This window comes from Roseiflexus sp. RS-1 (genome assembly GCF_000016665.1).
Taxonomy (GTDB): domain Bacteria; phylum Chloroflexota; class Chloroflexia; order Chloroflexales; family Roseiflexaceae; genus Roseiflexus.
The window spans coordinates 1,863,540-1,886,430 of sequence record NC_009523.1; the positions used below are offsets into that span (position 1 = coordinate 1,863,540).

Annotated in this window: 17 protein-coding genes, 1 pseudogene and 1 riboswitch; of the genes and pseudogenes, 4 read left to right on the forward strand and 14 right to left on the reverse strand. The window is 62.0% G+C overall.

Annotation, left to right across the window (positions count from 1 at the left end):
• Positions 1 to 43 precede the first annotated feature (43 nt).
• Positions 44 to 146: riboswitch (glycine riboswitch) on the reverse strand.
• Positions 147 to 213: 67 nt separating this feature from the next.
• Both ROSERS_RS07895 and ROSERS_RS07900 read right to left on the reverse strand, forming a co-directional pair.
• Entirely contained in the window at positions 214 to 1,011 is a 798-nt protein-coding gene (locus ROSERS_RS07895) for a response regulator (protein WP_041333311.1), read from the reverse strand.
• Positions 974 to 3,949 (reverse strand): HEAT repeat domain-containing protein, encoded by a 2,976-nt coding sequence (locus ROSERS_RS07900; RefSeq protein ID WP_011956271.1) that lies wholly within the window; start codon positions 3,947 to 3,949, stop codon positions 974 to 976. The genes ROSERS_RS07895 and ROSERS_RS07900 overlap by 38 nt, the downstream gene beginning before the upstream one ends.
• A 246-nt stretch (positions 3,950 to 4,195) precedes the next feature.
• Between ROSERS_RS07900 and ROSERS_RS07905 the strand changes: the two genes are divergently transcribed.
• Positions 4,196 to 6,520 (forward strand): serine/threonine-protein kinase, encoded by a 2,325-nt coding sequence (locus tag ROSERS_RS07905; RefSeq protein ID WP_011956272.1) that lies wholly within the window; start codon positions 4,196 to 4,198, stop codon positions 6,518 to 6,520.
• An 18-nt stretch (positions 6,521 to 6,538) separates the two neighbouring features.
• Positions 6,539 to 7,681 carry a tRNA-queuosine alpha-mannosyltransferase domain-containing protein gene (locus ROSERS_RS07910; protein WP_011956273.1) on the forward strand — a complete coding sequence of 381 codons (1,143 nt, stop codon included), beginning with the start codon at positions 6,539 to 6,541 and terminating at the stop codon, positions 7,679 to 7,681.
• A 24-nt stretch (positions 7,682 to 7,705) separates the two neighbouring features.
• Here the strand turns inward: ROSERS_RS07910 and ROSERS_RS07915 are convergent, their stop codons facing one another.
• Positions 7,706 to 8,668, reverse strand: a complete 963-nt coding sequence (locus ROSERS_RS07915; protein ID WP_011956081.1) for an IS110-like element ISRfsp2 family transposase — start codon at positions 8,666 to 8,668, stop codon at positions 7,706 to 7,708.
• A gap of 577 nt (positions 8,669 to 9,245) precedes the next feature.
• Between ROSERS_RS07915 and ROSERS_RS07920 the strand changes: the two genes are divergently transcribed.
• Positions 9,246 to 10,463 carry a DUF3048 domain-containing protein gene (locus ROSERS_RS07920; RefSeq protein ID WP_232282792.1) on the forward strand — a complete coding sequence of 406 codons (1,218 nt, stop codon included), beginning with the start codon at positions 9,246 to 9,248 and terminating at the stop codon, positions 10,461 to 10,463.
• A gap of 4 nt (positions 10,464 to 10,467) precedes the next feature.
• Here the strand turns inward: ROSERS_RS07920 and recR are convergent, their stop codons facing one another.
• From recR to dnaX, 3 genes are read right to left on the reverse strand one after another with little or no spacing between them, the layout of a single operon-like run.
• On the reverse strand, positions 10,468 to 11,085 hold the full coding sequence (recR, locus tag ROSERS_RS07925) for a recombination mediator RecR (RefSeq protein WP_011956275.1): 618 nt from the start codon (positions 11,083 to 11,085) through the stop codon (positions 10,468 to 10,470).
• Between the two features lie 30 nt (positions 11,086 to 11,115).
• On the reverse strand, positions 11,116 to 11,418 hold the full coding sequence (locus ROSERS_RS07930; protein ID WP_011956276.1) for a YbaB/EbfC family nucleoid-associated protein: 303 nt from the start codon (positions 11,416 to 11,418) through the stop codon (positions 11,116 to 11,118).
• A 15-nt stretch (positions 11,419 to 11,433) separates the two neighbouring features.
• On the reverse strand, positions 11,434 to 13,233 hold the full coding sequence (dnaX, locus tag ROSERS_RS07935) for a DNA polymerase III subunit gamma/tau (protein WP_011956277.1): 1,800 nt from the start codon (positions 13,231 to 13,233) through the stop codon (positions 11,434 to 11,436).
• Between the two features lie 995 nt (positions 13,234 to 14,228).
• Between dnaX and ROSERS_RS07940 the strand changes: the two genes are divergently transcribed.
• Positions 14,229 to 15,194, forward strand: coding sequence for a DUF4349 domain-containing protein (locus ROSERS_RS07940; protein WP_011956278.1), 966 nt, complete (start codon positions 14,229 to 14,231; stop codon positions 15,192 to 15,194).
• Between the two features lie 83 nt (positions 15,195 to 15,277).
• Here the strand turns inward: ROSERS_RS07940 and ROSERS_RS07945 are convergent, their stop codons facing one another.
• The 8 genes and pseudogenes from ROSERS_RS07945 to ROSERS_RS07980 form a co-directional block, all read right to left on the reverse strand.
• Complete coding sequence (locus tag ROSERS_RS07945) at positions 15,278 to 16,129, reverse strand: sugar phosphate isomerase/epimerase family protein (RefSeq protein ID WP_011956279.1); 852 nt, start codon at positions 16,127 to 16,129, stop codon at positions 15,278 to 15,280.
• 24 nt (positions 16,130 to 16,153) lie between these two features.
• Positions 16,154 to 17,086 (reverse strand): 3-keto-5-aminohexanoate cleavage protein, encoded by a 933-nt coding sequence (locus ROSERS_RS07950; RefSeq protein WP_011956280.1) that lies wholly within the window; start codon positions 17,084 to 17,086, stop codon positions 16,154 to 16,156.
• A 17-nt stretch (positions 17,087 to 17,103) separates the two neighbouring features.
• The gene (locus ROSERS_RS07955; RefSeq protein ID WP_011956281.1) at positions 17,104 to 17,808 is read right to left on the reverse strand and encodes an ABC transporter ATP-binding protein; all 705 of its coding nucleotides are present in this window, start codon (positions 17,806 to 17,808) and stop codon (positions 17,104 to 17,106) included.
• Positions 17,795 to 18,523, reverse strand: a complete 729-nt coding sequence (locus ROSERS_RS07960) for an ABC transporter ATP-binding protein (RefSeq protein ID WP_011956282.1) — start codon at positions 18,521 to 18,523, stop codon at positions 17,795 to 17,797. The genes ROSERS_RS07955 and ROSERS_RS07960 overlap by 14 nt, the downstream gene beginning before the upstream one ends.
• Positions 18,524 to 18,543: 20 nt before the next feature.
• Complete coding sequence (locus tag ROSERS_RS07965; RefSeq protein ID WP_011956283.1) at positions 18,544 to 19,305, reverse strand: cyclase family protein; 762 nt, start codon at positions 19,303 to 19,305, stop codon at positions 18,544 to 18,546.
• 380 nt (positions 19,306 to 19,685) lie between these two features.
• Positions 19,686 to 20,690: pseudogene (locus ROSERS_RS24035) on the reverse strand (branched-chain amino acid ABC transporter permease).
• 14 nt (positions 20,691 to 20,704) lie between these two features.
• Positions 20,705 to 21,574 carry a branched-chain amino acid ABC transporter permease gene (locus ROSERS_RS07975; RefSeq protein WP_011956284.1) on the reverse strand — a complete coding sequence of 290 codons (870 nt, stop codon included), beginning with the start codon at positions 21,572 to 21,574 and terminating at the stop codon, positions 20,705 to 20,707.
• 6 nt (positions 21,575 to 21,580) lie between these two features.
• A complete protein-coding gene (locus tag ROSERS_RS07980) occupies positions 21,581 to 22,867 on the reverse strand; it encodes an amino acid ABC transporter substrate-binding protein (RefSeq protein ID WP_011956285.1) in 1,287 nt (428 codons plus the stop codon).
• Between the last annotated feature and the right edge of the window lie 24 nt (positions 22,868 to 22,891).

The following is a 22,891-nucleotide window of genomic DNA, read 5'->3' on the forward strand; positions in this document are numbered from 1 at the left end:
GGTTACTCCGTCGGCGCCCGTATGAACAGGCTCTCCAGAGGGTCGTCAGGGCGCAGTCCTTTCGCCTGAGAGATTCGCGCAGGGTCCGGCAACCCCGGCTTGCTCCTTCGGCGACCGCTTGCGCGGTTCTCTCCCACGCCCGTCGTCCGTTGTTATGAAATTCTCTTTTTCAGTATACCACACCCGCTGGTCTCGTTTGCGAGAGCGCAGGCATCAGAGGAAGTAGATGACCGCAACTACCAGCATGACCATGACGGCGACCGCCGGCGCCACCACCGACGCGAGCGGTATGCGGGAAGGGCGGGGATGACGCAGGGGAACGCCCAGATATGCGGCATACGCTCGTATCGCCGCCTGTCGATGTGCGCGTGGCACATACTCCCATTGTTCCTGTTCAATCGCCTGGAGATAATCCCATCGCACGCGACAGACCTGTTCCGCCTGGTAGAGCGATACCCCTCGTCGGCGGCGCTCCTCGCGCAGGGTTGCGCTAAGCCGGGGACGTGGCGGCTGCTGTGGCGCCGTCACCACAGTCGAAGCAGTCGGAGATGTCTGCGCTGGCGTTGCCGCCGGTGCAGGCGAGGGTGTGCCGACGACTTCCGCTGCGGTGTGCGTGGTGGAACGTGATCGTGAACGTTGCGCCGACCTTCGTAGCGCCGCCTCGATACGCGCATGCAACTGCGCAATCCGGTACGGTTTGACAATATAGTCGTCCGCCCCTGCACTTAAACCGGTCATCACGTCGGCGTCGGCATCCTTGGCTGTCAGAAGAATAATCGGCGTACCAGAACACGTGCGGATCTGGCGGCAGACATCCCAGCCGCTCATATGCGGCATCATAACGTCGAGCAGCACCAGATCGGGCTGAACAACGGCAAGGCGCTGGAGCGCCTGAAGACCGTCCTGCAGACACACGGTGCGGTATCCAAGGCTGCGAAGCTGGTGGCTGATCAGACTGCTGATCGCCGTATCGTCATCGACGATCATGATCGTGGCGCTTTTGTGCTCCATAGTTTACTCTATCGCTCAGCGGCTCTACCGTCAGATGTTCCAGTTCGTGCAACGCCAGTTCGCGTATGGTGGGTTCTTCCTCGCAACTGGCCAGCGTACTGAGCGCCAACCAGGCGTCGGTCGCATTGCAGGCGCCCAGACTGGCTATGCATGCTGATCGCACTATCATCGGTGCGGTTGCATCGAGCGCCACCCCGACCAGGGTCGAGACATGCCCGGGTGCATGCAGTCGACTTGCCGCCGCCGCACGGATAGTCGGGTCCTCGCCGGAATCGCCAACCAGCGCTGCCAGCAACGATTCGGATGACGATCCGGCGGACAGATGGTTCAACGCTGCCAGACGCAGTGGCGCAGGACAGAGCCGGTCGCGCGCCAGGCGTTCCGCTTCGCCGCCGATCTGTGCCGTCTCCGCCAGTAAGCGAAATGCGCGCATTTGCAGAATGATTGAGCGATGTGACAGATAGGGACGCAGCAGGCGAACTGCGTCCTGATCGCCGAGCCGTACCAACGCCTCGACAGCGTTCAACTTTGTGGCGGCGCCCGCCTGCGGACTCAGCGCAACGCGCACGAGCGCCGGAGTGATGCTGGAATCGCCGCAGGCGGCAAGCGCTTCGATGGCCGCCTGGGCTACTTCTGTGTGCTCATCGAGGATGTAGCGCAGGAAAATGGGAAGCGCAGCAGCATCCCGGCAGCGACCAAGCGCCCGCAGGACGCCGATGAGCAGTGGCGTTGGCGGAGGATCGGTGCGCACCAGATCGCGGAGCATCGCGCGTGTCGCGGGGGTGAGCGAAACCGGCAGACTCGCCGCTGCTTTGCCGCGCAGTCCAGGATCAAGATGCCCATCGCCAATCAGTTGTACAAGCGCTTCTTCAAATGCCGCGTCGGTCACCCCTTCAAGCGCTGCCAGCGCCCGTTCGCGCACCACAGGGGCAAGATCGGCGTCACTTGCGAGTCGCACCAGGAACGACGCGGAAGCCCCGGCGTCATAACGTGTCAGCGCATCGATGATCAGTTCACGTCCATATGCATCAAGGTCGCGCTGAGTCCAGGCGTCGCGTAAGAGCGCCGGTCCATCGGCGCGCTGCGCCAGCCGATCAACGATGTGCCAGCGTATGGTCGGGTCGATGCCAGCATCGGCGAACACCTTCAGCAGATCGTGAGAGCTGCCGGACGTGTCGAGCGATACAGCCAGTGCTGCGGCGACTGCTGGTGCAGCCGGGTGACGCAGCGCGATCAGGATCGCCTCACGCGCCCGCGCTCCGCCGCAGACGGTCAGCGCCTCAATCGCAGCGCACCGCACCAGATTCGCCTCGTTTACCAGAAACTGCGCCAGTGTCGTCGGTTGCTCCGCAATGGTTGGCGCGCATGCCAGAGCGCAGCGCAGGCGGGTGATCATTGGCGGCGGAATGAGTGCCTGTTCCAGGCAGATTCCAACCGGCAGGTCGAGCGCATCGGATGGGACAACGCTCTGCAAGCGCTCAATCGCACTCCTGCCTGCCAGCGGCGCCAGCGCCGACACTGCCTCATCGCCGCCGATCGCTCCCAGTGCCCTGATAATTGTCAGCGTTAGCGACACATCGGCGCGTGCAGCGTTGAGCAGACGGATGAGGATCAGACGCCCACGCTGAGCTGCCGTGCGACAGGCAGGGGTTGCCAGCGCCTGGCACATACCGATGAGCACCGGTGGAGGCGTCGCAGAATCCAGCATAAGGCGGAAAAAATGGGGCGCCATCGTCGGAAACGCTGCCGCGCGCGCGGCGGCGGCGCGCACCTCGACGCGCACCTGCGGATCGCGGATGATCGCCAGCATACGCGGCAGATTGACGGAACGTCGAGCCAGCGCCGCCGCCGCGCGCAGTTGCGCCGCCAGCGGCAGTGACCCGTCAATAGCGCACCGCTGCAACACCGGCGCGATGTCCCACCTCGCTTCGACGCTGAGGCGCATAACTGCCTCAAAACGCACATCACCCGGAGCGCCGACATTCAATGCCAGCCGCACCAGCGTTGCAATCGCCTCGCGTCCCGAACATGCGCCGATTCGAGCCAGTGCACCACGTCGTACCGCTTCATTCTCGTCGGAGCACAGCGCTACAATCTGTGTCCAGGGCGGCGCCTCCTGCTGCACTACCAGGTCAAGCGCTGCAAGGCGAACGGTCGGCGCGAGCGCCGTATTCGTCAGCACTGCACTTCCCAGTCGCTCACATCGCGCGGCGCCAGCAGCGGAATCGGCAAACGCCGCCAGTGCAGCGCGCACCTCAGACACTTCCAGCGTCTGGAGTCCGGCGCCGCCGCGCAGCGCCTCGACATAGATCCAGCGGAGACGGGATGCAGGTGTTGCGGGAGGGGCGTCGAGCGGATCCGTCGCTGAGAGCCGTTCCACCAACCAGTCTGCGGCGGTCCATGCCAGTGGTGCAGGGGTCGCCTCGTCGAATGCCAGACGACTCAGGCGCGGCGTTGCCAGGTCGAGCGGCAGCGCACGAAACAAACGCTGCAGCACACGCACCGGTGATCGTTTGCGCTGCACGATTCGATCAAGCGCAGCATCGAGTGCAGGGAGGCAGTCGAGCAGCGCTTGAAGAACCGGACCGGTTGCAATATCGCCTGCGCGACCTTCCGCCAGCGCTGTTCCAACCCGGATGGGCCAGAGCATACCGCTGTCACTCACCGCTCTGAGGCAGCGCGCAAGTGTCAGCAGATGATCAGGAGCAATTGCTGCCCGCCGCCATAACCATCGGAATAATGGAAGCGGATCATCGACCTGAACCGCCAGCCGGACTGCGACCGCATCGCGATCCGGTGCAGGAAGGTTATCGAGCATCTCCCAGCGACCTGTCAGCCCAATGTCGCGCGCACGACCGACAAGAGCATCGTGGTGGTGCGGCGCCACAGGCGTGGCACGTCGACGTTTCAACCAGCGCAGCGGGTCAATCGTGATCATGGAAACACCGTTGGGTGCAGTTGTCTTCCCGATCTGGTTATACGCTGTTTTGACGGTTACGAGAAGCAGCAGAACATTACATTCAGTTCACGGATAACGTCATCGACGCCTTAACTGGAATGTCATCAATCTGGCAATGTACTGGTTCATCTGCCGTGCTATACTTGGTCAGGCGGAGAAGCGACTCTGCTGGCTTTATGTGTCTGTCATTGCACATCGCGGCGCATGCCTGGAAGGGTATCCGCTATGCTTGAACCCAATCAGATTTTGCAGGGACGGTACAAGATTATCGAGTCTATCGGGCGCGGCGGGATGGGCGCTGTGTATAAGGCAATCGACACCCGTCTGCATGCCATCGTCGCGCTCAAGCAAACCCTTGTATCGGGCGAGGCGCCGCGGCGGGCGTTCGAACGCGAAGCGCAGTTGCTTGCCGGGTTGCGGCATCCGGCATTGCCCAAAGTAAGCGATCACTTTGTCGAGGAGGATGGTCAATTTCTGGTGATGGAATTCATCCCCGGCGATGATCTGGGGACGCTCCTGAGCAAGCGCGCGGGTCCTTTTCCGGTCGCCGATGTGCTCCGCTGGGCGGATGTGCTGCTCGATGCGCTGGAATATCTCCACGGGCATACGCCGCCGATCATTCATCGCGACATCAAGCCGCAGAATCTGAAACTCACCGACCGCGGCGAGATTATTCTGCTCGACTTTGGGCTGGCAAAGGGCGCTGCCGCCGCAATGACCCGCACGGCATCGACCGCCAGCGTCTTCGGGTATACGCCGCACTATGCGCCGCTTGAACAGATCAAGGGAACCGGAACCGATCCGCGCAGCGATCTCTATTCGCTCGGCGCCACGCTGTACCATCTGCTGACCGGTGCGCCGCCGCCTGATGCCCTGACCCGCGCTGCGGCGATCATCAATGGCGAGCCGGATCCGCTGGTTCCCGCCAATATTCAGAATCCTGCCGTCAATCCAGCGATTGCGGCAGTCCTGATGCGGGCAATGGCGCAACGCCCCGACCAGCGCTACCAGTCGGCGGCGCTGATGCGCACTGCGCTGCGCGATGCGGCGCGCGGCGGCGCGGCAGCCACAGTGCTTCTTGAGGAACCGCCGCCAACTGTTGTGCGGGTTGCAGACGAGGCACAGCAACAGGCGGCATATGTCGGCGCCGGCGCCATTCCATCAGGCGCTGGTACGCGCGCATTTACCAGCACCACCCAGAATCAACCGGCCCCAACACCTGCGTCGGCTGCGCGCCCTGGATGGTTGCTGCCCCTGGCAGGGGTGGTTGTCGTGGCGCTGGCGGTGATTGGCGGGTTTCTCGCGTTTGGGCGTGGCGGCGATCAACCTCCAACGCAGTTGACGCCGGGCGGAGCAGTAGGGGTGATCGAGACGCCGCCCACCATGACTCTCCTGCCAACCGCAGCGCCGCTCGATAACGAACAGTTGCTGCAAACCGCCGTCGTGCTGCAAACTGCGGAAGCCGAGCGCCGCACGGCGGAGGTTGCCACTGCGCGCGCGATTGTCAATCAGGTCGATAGCGCCAATACACAGACGGCGATTGCATTGCAACCATCGCCGACGGCGCTGCCGCCCACCGATACACCCACGCCGACCGAAACCCCGGCGCCAACCAATACGCCCGCGCCCACGAATACGCCACGTCCCACGAATACGCCGCGTCCGACCAATACACCGGGTCCCACCAATACGCCCGATCCGAATCCGCCAACGCAGGCGCCGACGCAACCGCCAACCGGTCCGACGGCCGCCCCTGCCGGTCCAACGGGTGTTGTGCTCGGCATTGGCGGAAGTGGCGACCTGTTCCGTGGTACCGCCCGGCGCGGTACGATCAATCCGGCGGAGGGCGATGGCGGCTCCTGCATCCAGGGGCGCGTGGTTCAGGCGAATGGTGGTCTGTTCCAGAGTTTCTATGTGCAGGTGGATAATCGGGGACGAACGATTCCGGCGAAGCATTTCTACGATACCGGCAATTATCGCATCTGTGGACTCGGCGAGGGAGAGTGGGGTATTGCGGTGTATGCGGTCAACAATAAGCCGACAACTCCCGCTGAGCAGGCCGGTCATCAGGTACGGGTCCGTTTGAGTGGACAGCCCGGTGAGATTTTCTATGTTGACTTCACGGCACGCCAGGACCTGGTGGTGCCGACCGAGGTTCCGACGCCGACACCAGAGCCGCCGACGCCAACCCCGGAAGCCAGCCCCTACGATGGGACATGGCGCGGCACGAATTCTGGTACAACGACAACCGGCCCCTATCCGCCAGGACGTTTCGAGATCGAGGTGCGCAATGGCGCTATCTATCGCATCTCGGTTGATGGTCCGTCGTGTCCGTTCGAGACGTACCCGAACTTCCCGAATGGCATCCGTATCAGCGGCAATACGTTTGCGATCAGTGGCGGCGTCTTCCATCCGGTTACCGGCGGTAATCCGAACCATGTCGTCAGCGTCAGCGGCACGTTTGTATCAGGGTCGCTGGCGAATGGTGTGCTGGCGGCGCAACTCGACGGCACATCATGCGCGAATGCGACCTGGAGTGCGCGCAAGTGATATTGACCATCCAGCGGGATGCACATACTCTGGCTCGATGCCTTTCACGGCGGTTCGCACGCCGCTGTCTCACAGGGGTTTGCGCGTCATAGCCAGCATGCGGTGACGCTTCTGACGCTGTCGCCAGCCGGCGGATGGCGCTGGCGCATGCGGGGAGCGGCGATCACCTTCGCGCGTGAGGTGCATCGTCGCTCCCTGCCACCTGTTGATCTTATCGTTGCCACCGATATGCTCGATGTGGCGACTTTCCTCGGACTGACGCGCGATCAACTGGTGAATGTTCCCGTTGCGCTCTACATGCACGAAAATCAGTTGACCTATCCCCTGCCGCCGGGTCGCACACGCGACCTGGCGTTTCCGTGGATCAACTACACATCCGCTCTGGCCGCCGACGCGATCTTTTTCAACTCCGCCTTCCACCGCGACTCCTTCTTTGCTGCGTTGCCGGATTTGCCGGGACGGTACCATGATCATCAGGAACGTGACCTGCTTGATGCACTTGCGGCGCGTGCGCGCGTTCTGCCGCCTGGAATCGATCTTGCCCGCCTGGATATGCCGGACGCATCGGAGCGATTATCGGTTCATCAAACGCCGACGCTGTTGTGGAACAGTCGCTGGGAGTATGATAAGGGACCCGAAACCTTCTTTGCCGCGCTACGGGAGTTGAAGCGGCGCGCCATCGATTTCCGCGTGATCGTGCTTGGCGAACATATCAATCCACGCCACCCGACATTTCTGGCAGCGCGCGACGAACTGGAGCGTTATGTGCTGGCATGGGGATACGCGCCCGATCTGGAAACCTATCGCCGGTTGCTCCATCAGGCGGATATTGTCGTCAGCACTGCGATCCAGGAGTTCTTCGGCATTGCAGTCGTGGAAGCGATCTATTGCGGGTGCGTACCGTTACTGCCAGATCGCCTGAGTTACCCGGAATTGATCCCCTCCCACCTTCACCCAACCTGTCTCTACCGTGATGATGACCACCTGGCGGATCGTCTGTGCGAGATGATCGCCATGCTGCCGGATCTGAAGCGCATCGACTTCCGCGCTATCGTCGTCGGGTACGACTGGTCGTGTATGGCGGCGCGCTACGATGCCGCGTTTGCCGATGTCGTCACCACGCGCGGCTATGGTGACTTCGCTGCAAAAACGCACCGCTGAGACGCCGAGTAACTGTGTTGCTTGTCAAGGGGCGCTCGTATGCACAGCCGGATCCCAGGGCTTTTGCTGACGCAATATTGCGCCGAGAATAGTCAGCAGCTTGCGCATCGCAGCGACGATGGCGACCTTGCGCGGCTTGCCAGCTTGACACAGGCGCTGATCGAAGGCGCGCCTGACCAGACGGCGCCGCGTGGCCGCCAGGGTCGCCATGTACAACACGCTGCGCACATCCCTCCTGCCGCCGGAGATATGCCGGGGTTTGTGCTGTGCGCCGCTCTGATTGGCATACGGCGCAACGCCCACAACGGCCGCCGCTTCCGTGCGCTTGATGGTCCCCAGTTCGGGCAGGCGGAGCAGCAGGTTCAGTGCGGTGATCGCGCCGATGCCGGGCACGCTTTCGCGCAGCTCCCGTTTCCGGCGCACCTCGTCGGTGCGCTCCGCCTCGTTGTCGCGTTCCTGCTCAAGCGCACGGATCTCCTGATCCAGCCAATCAATATGCTGCTGGATGCCCGGGCGGAGGTTCGGCGCGGCAGCCGTCAACCGATTGATCTCAGCCGTCCGCATCTGAATCACCTGCTCCCGCCGGACCAGCAGGTCGCGCAAGGATGCGCGCTGCTCGTCCGTCGCTTGGTGGTGCGGCGGGCGCACCCGTTCGGCAAAGCGGGCGAGCAACCGGGCATCCAGGCGGTCGGTCTTCGCCTGGCGTCCTTCCGCGTGCGCCAGGGCGCGCACGCGGCGTGGCTGCACCCGCGCCGTCGGCACGCCAGCCTGGAGCAGTTGGGCGAACACCATGCGCTCCAGCCCGCCGGTCGCCTCCAGCACAATCAGGGTCGGCTGCAGGCGCTGGAGTCGCGTGACCAGGAGCTGGACACCTTCGTCGGTAGACGGTATCGTCTCGCGTGGCGCGTGCGGGTCGGCGCCAAACGCCACATCCAGCGTCTGTTTGGAGACATCAATGCCGATAAAGAGCGACTCACGGGAAGCCATACACAGAACCTCCTGAGGAAAACGGCGCCAGCCTTGCTAGCATATGCGGGTTTGAGGGCCCAGATAACTGTTCGGCTTGGTCGCGTTGAAGGACACGGCTACCCAACACTCCGCGGCGATCTCGTGAACCTGGCGCAGAACGGTATACCGTGTCCCGTTAGATTATACTAGGGCGCAGAGAACCCTCCAAACGGACCATGATGGATGTATGGCGCAGCATACGGGTGCGTGACTCGCTCTGGAATCCGCCGCTGTGAACGTTGCGCCTCAGCGGTGACCTGCCCTTTTTGCAGTGGACTCTATGGTACAATACCGTGTGCCCATTGGTGTCGGTAATGCCAGGTGTTGGTTGAACGTACAACGTTTCAAGGTTCAACGTGCAACGTTTCAAGGTTCAACGTACAACGTTTCAAGGTTCAACGTGCAACGTTTCAAGGTTCAACGTGCAACGTTTCAAGGTTCAACGTACAACGTTTCAAGGTTCAACGTGCAACGTTTCAAGGTTCAACGTGCAACGTTCAACCTTCAACCTTCAACCTTCAACGTTCCAACCTTCAACGTTACTTAAGGATTATCGATGCGTGTGAACATGTTCGCCGAATCGTTCAGAAAGGTGACAATGCTGCGTCGCTCCGCCATTCTCGTACTCCCCGGTCTCTTGGTTGCCCTGATCACCGGCGCGTGCAGCTCGCCCCCTCCGGTCACGTCGTCTGCGCCGACTGCTGCTCTGCCAACCACTGTTCCGCCGACCGCTGCGCCGACCAGCGCGCCAGCGTCCGCGCCGACCGCTGCGCCGACCGGTGCGCCAACGTCCGCGCCGACCGCCGCGCCGACCAGCGTGCCAACGTCCGCGCCGACCGCCGCGCCGACGGTTGTGACGCTCGATCCGATCACCGGCGCGCCGGCGCTGGCGCGTGGCGCTCTCCGGCAACGCCCGATTGTGGTGATGATCGACAATCATCCCAATGCATATCCGCAGTCGGGTCTCGACAAGGCGGCAGTGGTGTTCGAGGCGCTGGCAGAGTTTGGATTGACCCGCTTTATGGCGGTTTATGCTCCGGGCATCACGCCGGAGGCCTCATCGATTGGTCCGGTGCGCAGCGCACGGCTCTACTTTGTGCAATGGGCAATGGAGTTTCGCGGTCTGTACGTGCACGCGGGTGGTGCGCCGCAGGCGCTGGAAACTCTTCGGAATACGACGAGCCTGGTGGATGTCGATGCGCTGTTCCAGAACAGGAGCGTCTATTTTGCGCGCATCGCGCAACGTTCTGCGCCGCACAATCTGTACACCGACAGCGCTGCGCTCGAACGGGCGTTGCGCGATCTTGCGCCGGAGCCGTTCGGCGATCCGGAGATTGGCTTTCTCTTCAAGCCGGACGCCCCGCCCGATGCGCGCCCGCCTGCCCGACGGATCGAGTACTTTTTCATCTATCGGGAAGACCCGGCAGGATGGACGTATGACCCGGCGACTAACAGTTATCTGCGGTTGCGCCGCGGGCGCCCGGCAATCGATGCGGTGACCGGGCAGCAACTGCGGGTGAAGAATGTGGTTGTGATGGAAGTTCCAGAGAAGCCCATCCCCGGCGATGACAAAGGACGGATCGAGCAAATGGTGATCGGCAGCGGCAAGGCGCGCGTCTTTATGGATGGCGTCGAGCGTGAGGTGACGTGGCAAAAGGGTGCGCCAGAGGATCGTCTGCTCTTCCTTGACGCTTCCGGGAACGAGATCGCGTTCAACGCCGGTCAGATCTGGATCGTCGCGCTCCCATCGCTTGAAAATCTGACCATTTCGTAGCGCCCTACATCTCGCGCCGCCCTTCGAGCGCCGAACCCAGCGTGCCGGGGTCGGCCCACTCCAGGTCGCCGCCGGTGGGCAATCCGCGCGCCAGGCGGGTCACGCGCACGCCGAGCGGCGCCAGGGCGCGTTGCAGGTGAAATGCTGTCGCTTCGCCTTCCAGGTTCGGATTGGTGGCGATAATCACCTCCTCAACCGGCTCGGCGCGCACCCGGTCGAGGAGTTCGTCAAAGTAGATATCCTCGCGGTTCATCCCTTCGAGCGGCGCAATGCGCCCATGCAGCACGTGGTACAACCCACGGTACACGCCAGTGCGTTCGATCGCCACCACATCGAGCGGTTCTTCGACCACGCAAATAACACGCTGATCACGTGCAGGGTTGGCGCAGATGGCGCACAGATCACCCTGGGTGATGAAATAGCAGCGCGAACACAACTGCACCTGTTGCTTCAACGCTGTCAGAGCGTGCGCCAGGGCAAGCGGCAGGTCATCGGGCGCACGCAGCAGGAAGAAGGTCAGGCGCGATGCCGTTTTGGGACCTACGCCGGGCAACCGGTTGAGCTCCTCGATCAGACGGATGACCGGCGCGGGCAGGATCTGGATGTCGTGCGTCTGGTGCATACGGACAGGTGTGCGCTTCCAGGCGCCCCTCTAGAAACCCGGCAACTTCATGCCGCCAGCCAGCGGTCCGAGACGCTGTTCCGCCAGTTCCTGCGCTTTTTTGCTGGCATCGGCGATGGCGGCAACGATCAGGTCCTGCAACGTTTCGACATCGTCGGGATCGACCACTTCCGGCGCGAGCTTGATCGATTTGATCTCACGATGACCGTTCATGGTGACGGTCACATAACTGCCTGCTGTTCCTTCCACTGTCGTATTCGCCAGTTCCTCCTGGATGCGCATCATCTCCTTCTGCATCTGGCGAGCCATCTGTTCCAGTTGTCGCGGGTTCATGCGGGTGCTCCTTGATTATGCATTCGGATCTTCCACAGCAATAATGTCGGCGTCGAAAATGTTGAGCGCTGCGCGAACGAGCGGATCTTTGCGCGTTGCACGGATCTGCTCGCGCAGAGCGCCGGGATTCTCGCGCCGCTGCGCTTCGACAACGCAGCGAATGGAAAACATCGTGCCCATGTGTTTGCTGATCACCTGCTCGACGATCTGGCGTACCGCCGGCTTCTCCAGCCTGGCAACAAACCACTCGCTCGGCACTTCCAGGATCAGTGTGCCATCCTTGACATCGACCGGGCGAACGCCGCTGTTGAGTAACGCCTGGAGGGTTTTGTCGTGAACGCGCACATCGCGCGTGATGTTGTGCCAGATGCTTTCGATCTGTTCCAGCGCGGCGGCATCGGCATTCGCGGCGGCCACGCCTTCGCCGGTTTCGACCGGCGGTTCGGACGCGCGCCGGGTTTGCGCCTGATGCTGGATGCGCGGGTCGTCTGGCGCAACCGGCTGGGGTGGCGACGTCTGGGGGGTTGCCATGTCTGCCGGAATACCGGGTTGGGGCGCTGGTTCGGCAACGGGTGAAGCACCGGAAGGGGACGCGGTCTCGATGATGGGGGGGGTGCCGGATGTTCCGGTCGTTGGTTGTACTGCCGGGGGAGACGGCGGCGTTTTGCGTTCGGGGCGAACAACGGGACGCGATGCAACAGTCGGGGCGCCTGCCATTGCCGTTGCCGGCGCCGGTGCGATCACGGCCTCGATAACCGCCAGTTCGAGCGGGAGTTGACCATAGGAACTGACGCGCAACTGGTAATCCAGTTCGCTGAACAGTTTGACCCAACGCATCAGGGCGCCGAGATCAGCGCTGTGCGCCTGACGCTCGATCTGCACTGCTTCTTCTTCGGCAACATCAAGGAGCGAACGATCGGCGCCAGCGCGGAGCAGCATCACGGCGCGCAGCCGCTCGACCAGATCGCGGGTAAACTGACGCAGGTCGGCGCCCGCAGCGGCGACATTGGCGATCACCTGCAGCGCGCCCGGCAGATCACCGGCGATCAGTGCGTCCGCCAGCGCCGTCACTTCCTGCATTTCGCCGGCGCCAAGCAGGTTCCGCACCTGTTCGAGCGATATGGTTCCGCCACCGTATGCCATCAACTGGTCGAGCACACTGAGCGCATCGCGCATACTGCCGGTAGCGGCGCGGGCAATCGCTTCGGCGACGCCCGCTTCCAGAGTGACGCCTTCCTGAGCCGCGATCGACCGCAGGTGCGCCGCAATCGAGGCAACGGTATGGCGGTTGAAGACGAAACGCTGACAGCGCGACAGGATCGTCGCCGGCACCTTGTGGACCTCGGTCGTCGCCAGGATGAAGAGCGCGTGCGGCGGCGGCTCTTCGAGCGTCTTCAACAGCGCATTGAACGCCGCCGTCGAGAGCATATGCACTTCGTCGATGATGTAGACCTTGGTGCGCGCAACTGCCGGGCGGAACTGCACGCGCTCGATGATCTCGCGCGCATCTTCGACGCTCGTGTGCGATGCAGCGTCCATTTCGATCACGTCAACAGCATGTCCTTCGGCAATAGCGCGGCACGACTCGCACACGCCACACGGACGTTCTGCCGGCGGCGCGGTGCAGTTGACCGCCTTCGCCAGCAGACGCGCAACGGTCGTCTTACCGACGCCGCGCGGACCGGTGAACAGGTAGGCATGCGCAACCCGGCCCTCCGCAATCGCGTTCCGGAGTGTGCGGACAACGTGTTCCTGCCCGATCAACTCATCGAACGTCTGTGATCGGTAGCGGCGGTAGAGCGCCTGTACGGTCATGCCTGTCTGCTCCGCGTTTGATCTCTGGGGCATTATACCTGAGGCGCTCCTGAGGGGCAAACCTGTGGCGTCGGGTACGTGTTCATATTTCTCCTGGGAGCGAGGGCATCATATCATGGAGATTGAGAATTTATAGCAGTTCTCGCAAAGATTGGTCTTGTTAGACAGGGCTATAATCCGGTATTTGCTCCTTGCCGTGGGGCTGATGGAGATTGAGCATTAAATCCGCTCTACCGCACAAGCCGTCGGGCTGATGGAGACTGAGCATTTATTCCGCTCTACCGCGCTAGCCGTGGGGCTGAAGCCCTCGGCTATGCGAGGCGAAGCCCGCCTGCGCGGGCTAGAGCGGGCTGTAGCGGATTATTTACTCAAAGACCATAAGCCCTCGGCTATGGAATGCAAAGCCCGCCTGCGCGGGCTATACCGGATTATTTCTTCAAGGACCATAAGCCCTCGGCTATGAAAGGCGAAGCCCGCCTGCGCGGGCGAGAATCGTGCGCCTTCCTTCCGGAATAGGAGAGACGCCACCTCAGGTGCGCACGCCTCCGGCGTGCACCCCGGCAGAGACGCTCCAGCCCCGCAGGGGCTTCCACGCGCTCAGGGAGGGCTTTAGCCCGCATTATGCCCGACGACGGACGATGGCGGATTACTTCTCTCGTAGACCGAAATTCATTTCGGTCGCCGTGTGGGGCGTGCAATTCTGGGAGCGTTCAACCTCTATGGGAACTGCTACACATCCGCCATGCTGAATGAGCCGTGTGGGGCTAAATCCCTCGGCCAGGCGAGGCGAAGCCCGCCTGCGCGGACGAGAGCGGATTATTTCTTCAAAGACCATATCATGCCGATCAACATCGGCATCCGATCCCGGAACAAAATTCCCTGATCGCGCGTTTATATGCATGACGACAGGTTCAAGCGCGTAAGAGCGGCCGCTTGCATCACACACGCTTCTCCCTTGTCGCAGCGTCAATCGAACTCACCAGGAGGGCACGACCATGGCTTCTATCAGATTCATCATCATCGTTGTCGTGTCGGCGCTGGCGTTGGTTTCGTGCAGTGTAGCGTCATTACCGGCAAGTCAGCCAGCTCAGCCTGAGTTTGTTCCAATACCGACGGCAGCGCCAGCCGCCGGGGCGCCGGCGCTGGAACGCGGCAGTGGCGCAGCGCCTGAACCTGCGCCCTCGCAGGACATCCCGGCATCAGACCGTCTGATCATCAAGAATGCCTCGATTTCCCTGGAAGTGGTGAACGTTGGCGAAGCGGAAGCGGCCATTCGCCAGACAGCGGCGCGACTCGGCGGCTTTGTGGTGAGCACAGAAACGTATGGCACCGGCGACGCGATGCGGTCAACCATCGTTTTCCGCGTGCCTGCGGCGCGTTTCGATGAGGCGCTCAGCGGCGTGGAAGGGCTGGCGAAGAAGGTGTTGAGCCGTAATATCAGTGGCGAAGATGTCACCGAAGAGTATGTCGATCTCGAGTCGCGGCTACGCAACCTGGAAGCGACGCGTGACCGTCTATTCGACCTGTTGCAGCGTACCGACAAGGTTGAAGATGCGCTGCGTGTGAACCAGGCGTTGAGCGATGTTCAGGAGCAGATTGAGCGGATCAAGGGGCGGATGCAATACCTGCAACGCAGCGCAGCCATGTCGACCATCACCGCAGAACTGCGCCCCGTGCCGCCGCCGCCGTCGATCATCGAGGAAGATGCATGGCAGCCGATCAATGTGGCGCGTGAGGCGTTGCGCGGCCTGCTCGAATTCGGGCAGGGGTTGGTGAACCTGCTGATCGTTCTGGGTATCTGGACGCCGGTCTGGTTGCCGGTGGTTCTGTTCGGGCGCTGGAGCTGGCGCAAGATCACGCGCGGCGGGAAGAAACCGGAGCAACCGACGCTGCCAGCGACACCGCCGTCGGCGCCGATGCCTCCATCGGGCGGCGAAACGGGCAGTGGCGCGTCACAGTAGCCGATGGTGCATCCACAAGAGAGCAGGCGAAGGCAACCCCTTCGCCTGCTTTGCATGTGTCCTGCGAACCCGAACGCCAGCGATTACGCCGCCAGCAGATGCCGGACGTATGCCAGGTTGTCGATGATCCGTTCAGCAGTCGGTCGTTCGGTGGAGAAATCCTCGAACGAGAGCCACCCATCGTAGCCAACCGCGCGCAGCGCCCGCATGAGCCCGGAAAGATCGGCAATCCCTTTGCGGAGCGGAGCGAACGTTGCGCGCCATTCCACGCTGCCGTCTGCGCGCGTTCCGGTACGCTCCCAGCGCGCATTCTTGATGTGAACGTGCGCCAGGTATGGTCCGAGCGTTTCCAGCCCTAACCGGTACTGTTCGTACCCCTCGTACACCATGTTGCCAGCATCGTGGATGACCCCCACATCACGTGGATCGAAACCCTCCAGAAATGCGGCGGCAGCGCTGGCGCTCGGCGTGATGTTGCCCATATGGATTTCGATCAAGGCGCGCACGCCGTAGCGACGCGCCATCGCCGCCACCTCGCGGTACTGTGCCCGACTGCGCTCACGGAGCGGCAGGTAGGGGGACGTTCCATCGTAACGCGGTACGTTGATCCGGACACCCGGCGCTCCCAGTGCTGCCGTCCCCTGCAACGCCCGCTCAACCGCCGGCAGATCATCGCAGGTGACGTAGGCGCCCACATTTGGCATTGATAATCCGGCGCTTTCAGTCAGTGCGCGGATGCGTGGGGCATCCTCCACAAAGGTCGTCAGTGGCCAGGTACATCGGTTTCCCGCCCAGAATCCGGGGCGCCCATCCGCCGATGGCGCCTGATCGGTGACGCGCCATTCGATCCCGTCGTAGCCAGCATCCCGCAGCGCCGCCACTGCCTCTTCGGGCGTATACTCCGGCAGACCGGCGGTGAAGTACGCACATCGCACAAATACACTCCTTCCCCTCAAAACCTAGAATCCAACCAGGTCCTTCCCCTTCAGATTGAGGAATGCGCGAACCTCAGCCGGCGTCGCCGGCTCACGGTCGAACTCGGCTGCGATACGCACGATCTTTTCTACCAGTTCATGGTTACGGCCCAGTTTCCCGCGACTGACGAAAATGTTGTCTTCCAGACCAACCCGCGCATGACCGCCGAGCATGATCGCTGCCGTGCACATATGGAACTGCTGCGGATACCCAACGCCAATGACCGACCAGTGGTAGTTTTCGGAACCGAAGAGCCGGTTTGCCGTGTCGAGCAGGTGGGTCAGGTCGTACAGGGTTGCGCGAATGCCGCCGAGAACCCCCATGACGAATTGAAGCCAGATTGGCTTTTCGACCAGCCCTTCCCTGACCATGAAATCGAGGTTGTAGAGATGCCCGACATCGTAGATCTCGAACTCGGGGCGGGTGTTGGTTTTTTTCATCTCACCCAGGAAATGTTTGATGCTGGCGAACGTATTGGGGAAAATAAAATCTTCGCTTCCCAGGAGCCACTGCTTTTCCCAGGGAAACTTGTAGTCGCTATCGGCAAAGCGCCTCGCTGCCGGATGCACCGAAAAGTTCATCGACCCCATGTTGCACGTTGCCAGTTCGGGTTGCCACATCGGTACGACGCGCACCCGATCCGCTGGCGTCATCCCGACGCCGCCGCCGGTTGTGGTGCAGATGACGGCATCGGTGCGGGCTTTGATCGCTTTCAGGATCTCGCCAAACAGTTCCATGTCCGATGATGGCGCGCCGTTGGCAGGGTTGCGTGCATGGATGTGGATGATCGCCGCGCCTGCGCGCGCGCACTGCTCTGCATCCTCTGCCAGTTGCTCGATCGTGTACGGCAGGTATGGCGTCTGGGTCGGCACCGTGACCGCGCCGGTCAGCGCGGCAGTGATGATGACCTTGTTCACCGCTCGTTCCTTTCTAGTTACAATCCCAAATACGCACTGCGAATAGCGTCGTCGGCGCGTAGTTCGTCCGCCGATCCGCTACGCACGATCCGTCCATTTTCCATTACATATGCGCGATGAGCAATGTCAAGCGCCTGGTGCACTTCCTGTGAGACAAGCAGGATGGTCATTCCTTCTGCATTCAGGTGTGTCAGAACCTCCATCATCGCTTCCACCAGCACCGGCGCCAGACCAAGCGACGGTTCATCGAGCATGAGGAGTTTCGGTTGCGCCATTAATGCGCGCCCGATGGCGACCATCTGCTGTTCGCCGCCGCTGAGGGTGCCAGCATCCTGCCGCCAGCGTTCTTTCAGGCGCGGAAACAGGCGATAGACGCGCTCCAGCGCGTGATGGCGCTGTGCGCGTGCAGCCGGAAGGTAAGCGCCGAGTTCCAGGTTTTCGATAACGCGCATACGCGGAAATAGAGCGCGTCCCTCCGGAACGTGAATCACACCGCGTCGGCAGATGTCGTGCGGGGGGAGACCGGTGATCATTTCGCCCATGAATCGGATCGCACCAGACAACGGCTTCATCAGTCCCGAAATCGTCTTGAGCAGCGTCGTCTTACCGGCGCCGTTCGAGCCGATCAGGGCGACGATCTCGCCTTCGCGCACCTCCAGCGACACGTCCCACAAGACTTGAAGCGTGTCGTAGGCGACATTCAGATGCTCAACGTGCAGCATACGTCTTTCCCAGATAGACGCTGATCACGTGTGGGTCGGCAGCAATGGCGGATGGTGCGCCCTCGGCAATTTTTTCGCCGTAGCTCAGCACGATGATGCGTTCACAGGTTTCCATCAGCGCCTTGAGGACGTGTTCGACCATGATGATGGTCACGCCGAACTGGCTGCGAATGCGGGCGATCAGGTCGATAGCGCCGCGCACTTCGGTTGGATTGAGTCCGGCAAACACCTCGTCGAGCAGGAGCACACGCGGTTGGATCGAGAGCGCGCGTGCGATCTCCAGGCGCTTTTTTTCCGCCAGCGTCAGGTTGCGCGCCAGCGTATCGGCGCGCTGTTCCAGCCCGACGAATTCGACCAGCTCCCTGGCGCGGCGGTCGGCGACGGCGATGCTGCGCTCACCGCGTCCGTAGAGCGCACCGACCCGCACATTCTCGACGACGGTCATACCGGTGAAGGGGCGAACGATCTGAAACGTTCGTGCGATCCCCATCTGTGCGACAGTGTGCGGTCTGGCGCCGGTAATGTCGCGCCCATCAAAGAAAACGGCGCCTTCGTCCGGCGGATGGAACCCGGAGATCACGCTGAACAGGGTGCTCTTGCCCGATCCGTTTGGACCGATCAGTCCAACCAGTTCGCCGGCGCCGACCTCGAAACTGACGTTCCGCAGCGCCGTAACGCCGCCGAAACGTTTGGTGATGCCAACACCTCGCAGCATAGCGCGTCCCGCTAGATGGCTTACAGATCGTCAAAAATCGCCACGACCCGCGTCCAACCGGCGCTGCCGCCGGTGAGTTTGACCGGGAAGCAGGCGACCTTGAACCCGAAAGGACGCGGCAGCGCGTCGAGGTTGGCAAGTTTCTCGATGTGGCAGTACTCAAGGTCGCGCCCGACACGATGCGCCTCCCAGATCACCGAGGGGTCGCCGGTCTGCTGAAAGCGCTCTTTCATCGCCCAGAACGGTTGATCCCACCCCCAGGCGTCGATGCCCATGGTGCGAATGCCCTGCTCGATCAACCAGCGGGTTGCGGCAGCGCTCATGCCAGCGCCGGCAGCAAAATACTCCGCCTGTCCCCATAGTTTATCCGCGCCGGTCTGGATCAGCACGATGTCGCCCGGTTTGAGCGTATACCCAATCGCGTCGAGCGCTGTGCGCAGATCGTCGATGTCGATGAGACTGCCACGCGGCTTGTGGCGCATATCGAGCACAACCCCATCGCCGTAGAACCATTCGAGCGGCATTTCATCGATGGTGCGGGCGCGCGCGCCGCCACATGTCGGGTAGTAGTGCCACGGCGCATCAACGTGGGTGCCGGCGTGGGCGCGAATTGTCACCTGATCGTTCGCCCACCCGTTGCCTTCAGGAAGATCATCGACCGTTGCGCCAAAAAAACTCGCCATGAACGCCGCCGTCTGTTTGTGATCGATATGCTCGACCTGCACCGGCTCGACTTCGCTGGGACTCATCTCGGTCGGAACGCTGAGATCAAAGATTTTCATCATGATCCTCCTTCTGTTCTGAAAGGGGAGGGGTCATTTGTCCCCTCACCCCCTGCCCTCTCAAGGTGGATTTCTTAGGAGAGATGGGTGATGTTCTGCATTCCCATGCACCGTTGCCCCTCGTCCCCCCTGCCCCCGTCTCCCACAAGGGGAGAAGGGGGAGTTCAGGCGTCCCAATGACCGGAACAGGCGATGCAACTCAGGGACTTGCCAAAATCTACACGTGAGAGCATCCCCTCGCTCTCCTTCTCCCACCGGGGGAACAGGAGGAGTCTGGATGCCTGCAGCATCGCCCTCGTCTCGGACAGTGACGCTCACCTGCACCGTTCCTGCCCCGCTTCCGGGGTGACCATCACCTGGTCTTCGGAAGCGTCCTCGCCCTATGCCACCTCGTCGCGCGTTGCCGGATGCCGCGCACGCCGTACTGCAAGCGTCGGAAGATGACGCTGAGCGATAGACATTAACCCGTCCGGCAGAAACATGATGACGCCGATCAGCAGCACACCGAACACGATCCGCGCGGTTTGCGGCGGCGCATGCGTTGTCAGCATTTCGTTGACGATCGAGATCACAACTGCGCCGACCAGCGGACCGTACCATGCCAGCCGACCGCCGAAGAGCGCCATCAGCACAATCGTTATTGAGATCGATGTTGCGAAGACAAATGACGGATCGAGATAACTCTTGTAGTAAGAATACACGCCACCAATAAGACCCGTCAAGAAAGCGCTGAGCATGAATGCCTGCAACTTGAGGCGCGTCGCATCGACGCCGAGCGTTCCGGCAGCATCTTCGTCCTCGCGGATGGCAGTCAGCCCGACACCCATCTTCGTGCGCGTGATCTGTCGCAGAACCGCCGTGACGATGATCAGCAGCCCCAGCATCACTTCGTAGAAGATCACGTGACTGGTATAAATGTCAACGCGCAGAAATGGGAGAAACAGCCCGCTCGACCCCTGGGTGAACGGCAGGTTGAGCGTCAGGGACTACATTGCCAGCCCCAGGATGAGCGTCACCAGGCTGAAGTACGGTCCACGCAGGCGCAGGCAGGGGTAGCCGACCAGCGCGGCAAACAGCGCCGCGAGCACCCCTGCAATCGGCAATGTCAGAAACGGCGACCAGCCAAAATAGAACAGGAGCAGCGCCGTGGTGTACGCTCCCAACCCGAAGAACGCCGCGTGGCCGAAACTCAGGTACCCGGCATACCCGCCGATGATATTCCAGCTGCCCGCCAGTGCACCATACATGAAAATGGTGAACAGAAAGCCGAGCAGATAGATGCCCGGCCCGGCGAGCGGCACGGCGGCGAGCGCCAGCGCAACCCCGATGCCGATCAACGCATCCGGCGCCGGCAAACCGAATGATCGCAGTGCACCACGGCGCATCCTCGTCACCTGCTCTACCGTTGCAGCAATCCTTGCGGACGCAGAAGCAGCAGCACAATCAACAGTCCAAACAGCACGAGATTATTCCACGCCAGCGGGATGAACACACTGCTGATACCGATAATCAGACCGATGATCAATCCCGCAAGCGCCGATCCCAGAATACTGCCGACCCCGCCCAGAATGACGACCAGAAAGACGTAGACCAGCCAGCTCAGATGCGTGGCGGGGTCGAAGGTGTAGAGCAACGACATCGCCACACCGCCAACCGCCGCCGTTGCGACCGCCATCCCATATGCGATGGTCGTGACCCGATCCAGATCGATCCCCGATAACGCCGCGCCCATGGGTTGCTGCCATACTGCGCGCACCGCCTTCCCCATAAACGTGCGCTCGGCGAAGAGGTACAATGCGCCGATGGTGACGACCGCCAGACCAAACGCAATCAGATGCGGCGCCTGAACGATCACCGGACCGACCCGTAGCGTCAAGGCGCTATACGCCGTCTTCAGCACCCGCGGGTCGGGTGTCCAGGCGAGGAGCATGCCGTTCTCAATCACAATGCCCAGTCCGAAGGTCAGCACCATCGTTGCCAGACCGAGGTCGTGCGCACGTCGCGCCGTTGCCCGGATCAGCAGCGTGTGCATCGCCACGCCAAGCAGAAAGAATGTCGGGAGCATGACCGGCAGCGCCAGCAGCGGGTCGATCCCCCACCGGTTGAGCGCCCAATAGCCAAGATAGGCAGCCAGCACCGCAAAGGCGCAGTGCGCCACGTTGAGCACATGGGTTATGCCCCATGCCATGCTGAAGCCCACGCTCAACACCGCCAGCGCGCCGCCGATCAGCAAGCCACCGGTAAGCGATTGCGCCAGTTCGTAGAGCATCGCCGTCTACTGCCCCCACGCCGGTTTGGGATAGATCGGTTCTTTTGTGCGCACGTCGGGCGGCCAGATCAGTTCCACTTTGCCGTCGATCACCTGGGTCAGATAGTTGTACGGCGGCGGCAGACCGCGCTCGTCGAAGGTGAATGTTCCGGCGACCGTGGTGATCTGGTTTGCCTTCAACCAGTCGCGGATGGCGGTCTGATCGAGGGTCTGCGCGCCTTCGACGCCGCGTTGCAATGCCTGCATCCAGGCATAGCCGAAGATAAAGTAGATCGGCGCAACCGGCGCATTGTATTTCGCCCTGGCAACCTCATTCAGCCGGGAAATGCCCTCGAACGGCAACGACGGGTGGACAGCGGTGCCGGAGAAGACGTAGTATCCATCCGCGCCCAACTCCTGCACCCAGGCAGGAATGATCGATCCGACCCCCTGAGCGATCAGTTTGGGGTTGTAGTCGAGGGCGCGCATTGCCTTCACAATCTGTACGCTGTCGGGGAAGAAGCCGTTGGCGAAGAAGATGTCCGCTTCCGCCCCTTTTGCTTTCGTCACCAGCGGCGCCGCATCGGTCAACGGCACATCATACCGCTCATTCACAACAATCTCAATGCCGAGGGCGCTCAGTTTTTCCGGCATTGGTTCCAGAATGGCAGCGCCGACCGGATTGTTGATGGTGAAGACCGCTGCCTTCTTTGGTCGTTCCGCTTCGGGGAGCGAGGCAAGCCATCCGTACAATCCTTCGTACCACCACTGCCCCATCAGCGGCGGCGCGCCAAAGACATAGGTGAACCCCTGCGAGAAGGACGCCATGTGCCCGCCCATCGATACATAGACCTTCTGGTTCTTTTCGGCGACTGCCATCTGCGCGGCGGCGGCGGTGCCAGGATACCCGCCGCACAACAGATCCGCCTGATCGACCGAGATAACGCGGTTGAGGAGATTGACCGCGTTCTCGGTTTTGCTCTCGTCGTCGTAGATTGTCAGTTCGACCGGACGACCGAGCAACCCGCCCGCAGCGTTGACATCCTCCGCCCATTGTTCGTACCCGCGCTGCACCCAGACGCCGGTGTCGGCGAAGGCGCCGGTCAATGGCAGGGAGCAACCGATCTTGATCGGCGCTCCCTGTGGCGCAGCCGGTGCGGTCGTCGGCGCAGCCGGTGCGGTCGTCGGCGCAGCCGGTGCGGTCGTCGGCGCCGGTGCAGCTGGCGCCTGACCGCATGCACCCACCGCGAGCGCAACAATCCACGCACCCAGCATAGCCCAGAGCATCTGTCGGCGGAACGTGTGATGTGTCATACGTTGACCTCCTGTTGAAACTCC

Excerpts from the sequence above, each read along its gene's own strand:
- ROSERS_RS07915 (WP_011956081.1), bottom strand. The coding sequence starts at position 8,668 with ATGGCTTCCCGTGAGTCGCTCTTTATCGGCATTGATGTCTCCAAACAG.
- ROSERS_RS07955 (WP_011956281.1), bottom strand. The coding sequence starts at position 17,808 with ATGCTGCACGTTGAGCATCTGAATGTCGCCTACGACACGCTTCAAGTC.
- ROSERS_RS07895 (WP_041333311.1), bottom strand. The coding sequence starts at position 1,011 with ATGGAGCACAAAAGCGCCACGATCATGATCGTCGATGACGATACGGCG.
- ROSERS_RS07940 (WP_011956278.1), top strand. The coding sequence starts at position 14,229 with ATGGCTTCTATCAGATTCATCATCATCGTTGTCGTGTCGGCGCTGGCG.
- recR (WP_011956275.1), bottom strand. The coding sequence starts at position 11,085 with ATGCACCAGACGCACGACATCCAGATCCTGCCCGCGCCGGTCATCCGT.
- ROSERS_RS07910 (WP_011956273.1), top strand. The coding sequence starts at position 6,539 with ATGCACATACTCTGGCTCGATGCCTTTCACGGCGGTTCGCACGCCGCT.
- ROSERS_RS07920 (WP_232282792.1), top strand. The coding sequence starts at position 9,246 with ATGCGTGTGAACATGTTCGCCGAATCGTTCAGAAAGGTGACAATGCTG.
- ROSERS_RS07960 (WP_011956282.1), bottom strand. The coding sequence starts at position 18,523 with ATGCTGCGAGGTGTTGGCATCACCAAACGTTTCGGCGGCGTTACGGCG.
- ROSERS_RS07905 (WP_011956272.1), top strand. The coding sequence starts at position 4,196 with ATGCTTGAACCCAATCAGATTTTGCAGGGACGGTACAAGATTATCGAG.
- ROSERS_RS07965 (WP_011956283.1), bottom strand. The coding sequence starts at position 19,305 with ATGAAAATCTTTGATCTCAGCGTTCCGACCGAGATGAGTCCCAGCGAA.
- ROSERS_RS07975 (WP_011956284.1), bottom strand. The coding sequence starts at position 21,574 with ATGCTCTACGAACTGGCGCAATCGCTTACCGGTGGCTTGCTGATCGGC.
- ROSERS_RS07930 (WP_011956276.1), bottom strand. The coding sequence starts at position 11,418 with ATGAACCCGCGACAACTGGAACAGATGGCTCGCCAGATGCAGAAGGAG.
- dnaX (WP_011956277.1), bottom strand. The coding sequence starts at position 13,233 with ATGACCGTACAGGCGCTCTACCGCCGCTACCGATCACAGACGTTCGAT.
- ROSERS_RS07900 (WP_011956271.1), bottom strand. The coding sequence starts at position 3,949 with ATGATCACGATTGACCCGCTGCGCTGGTTGAAACGTCGACGTGCCACG.
- ROSERS_RS07980 (WP_011956285.1), bottom strand. The coding sequence starts at position 22,867 with ATGACACATCACACGTTCCGCCGACAGATGCTCTGGGCTATGCTGGGT.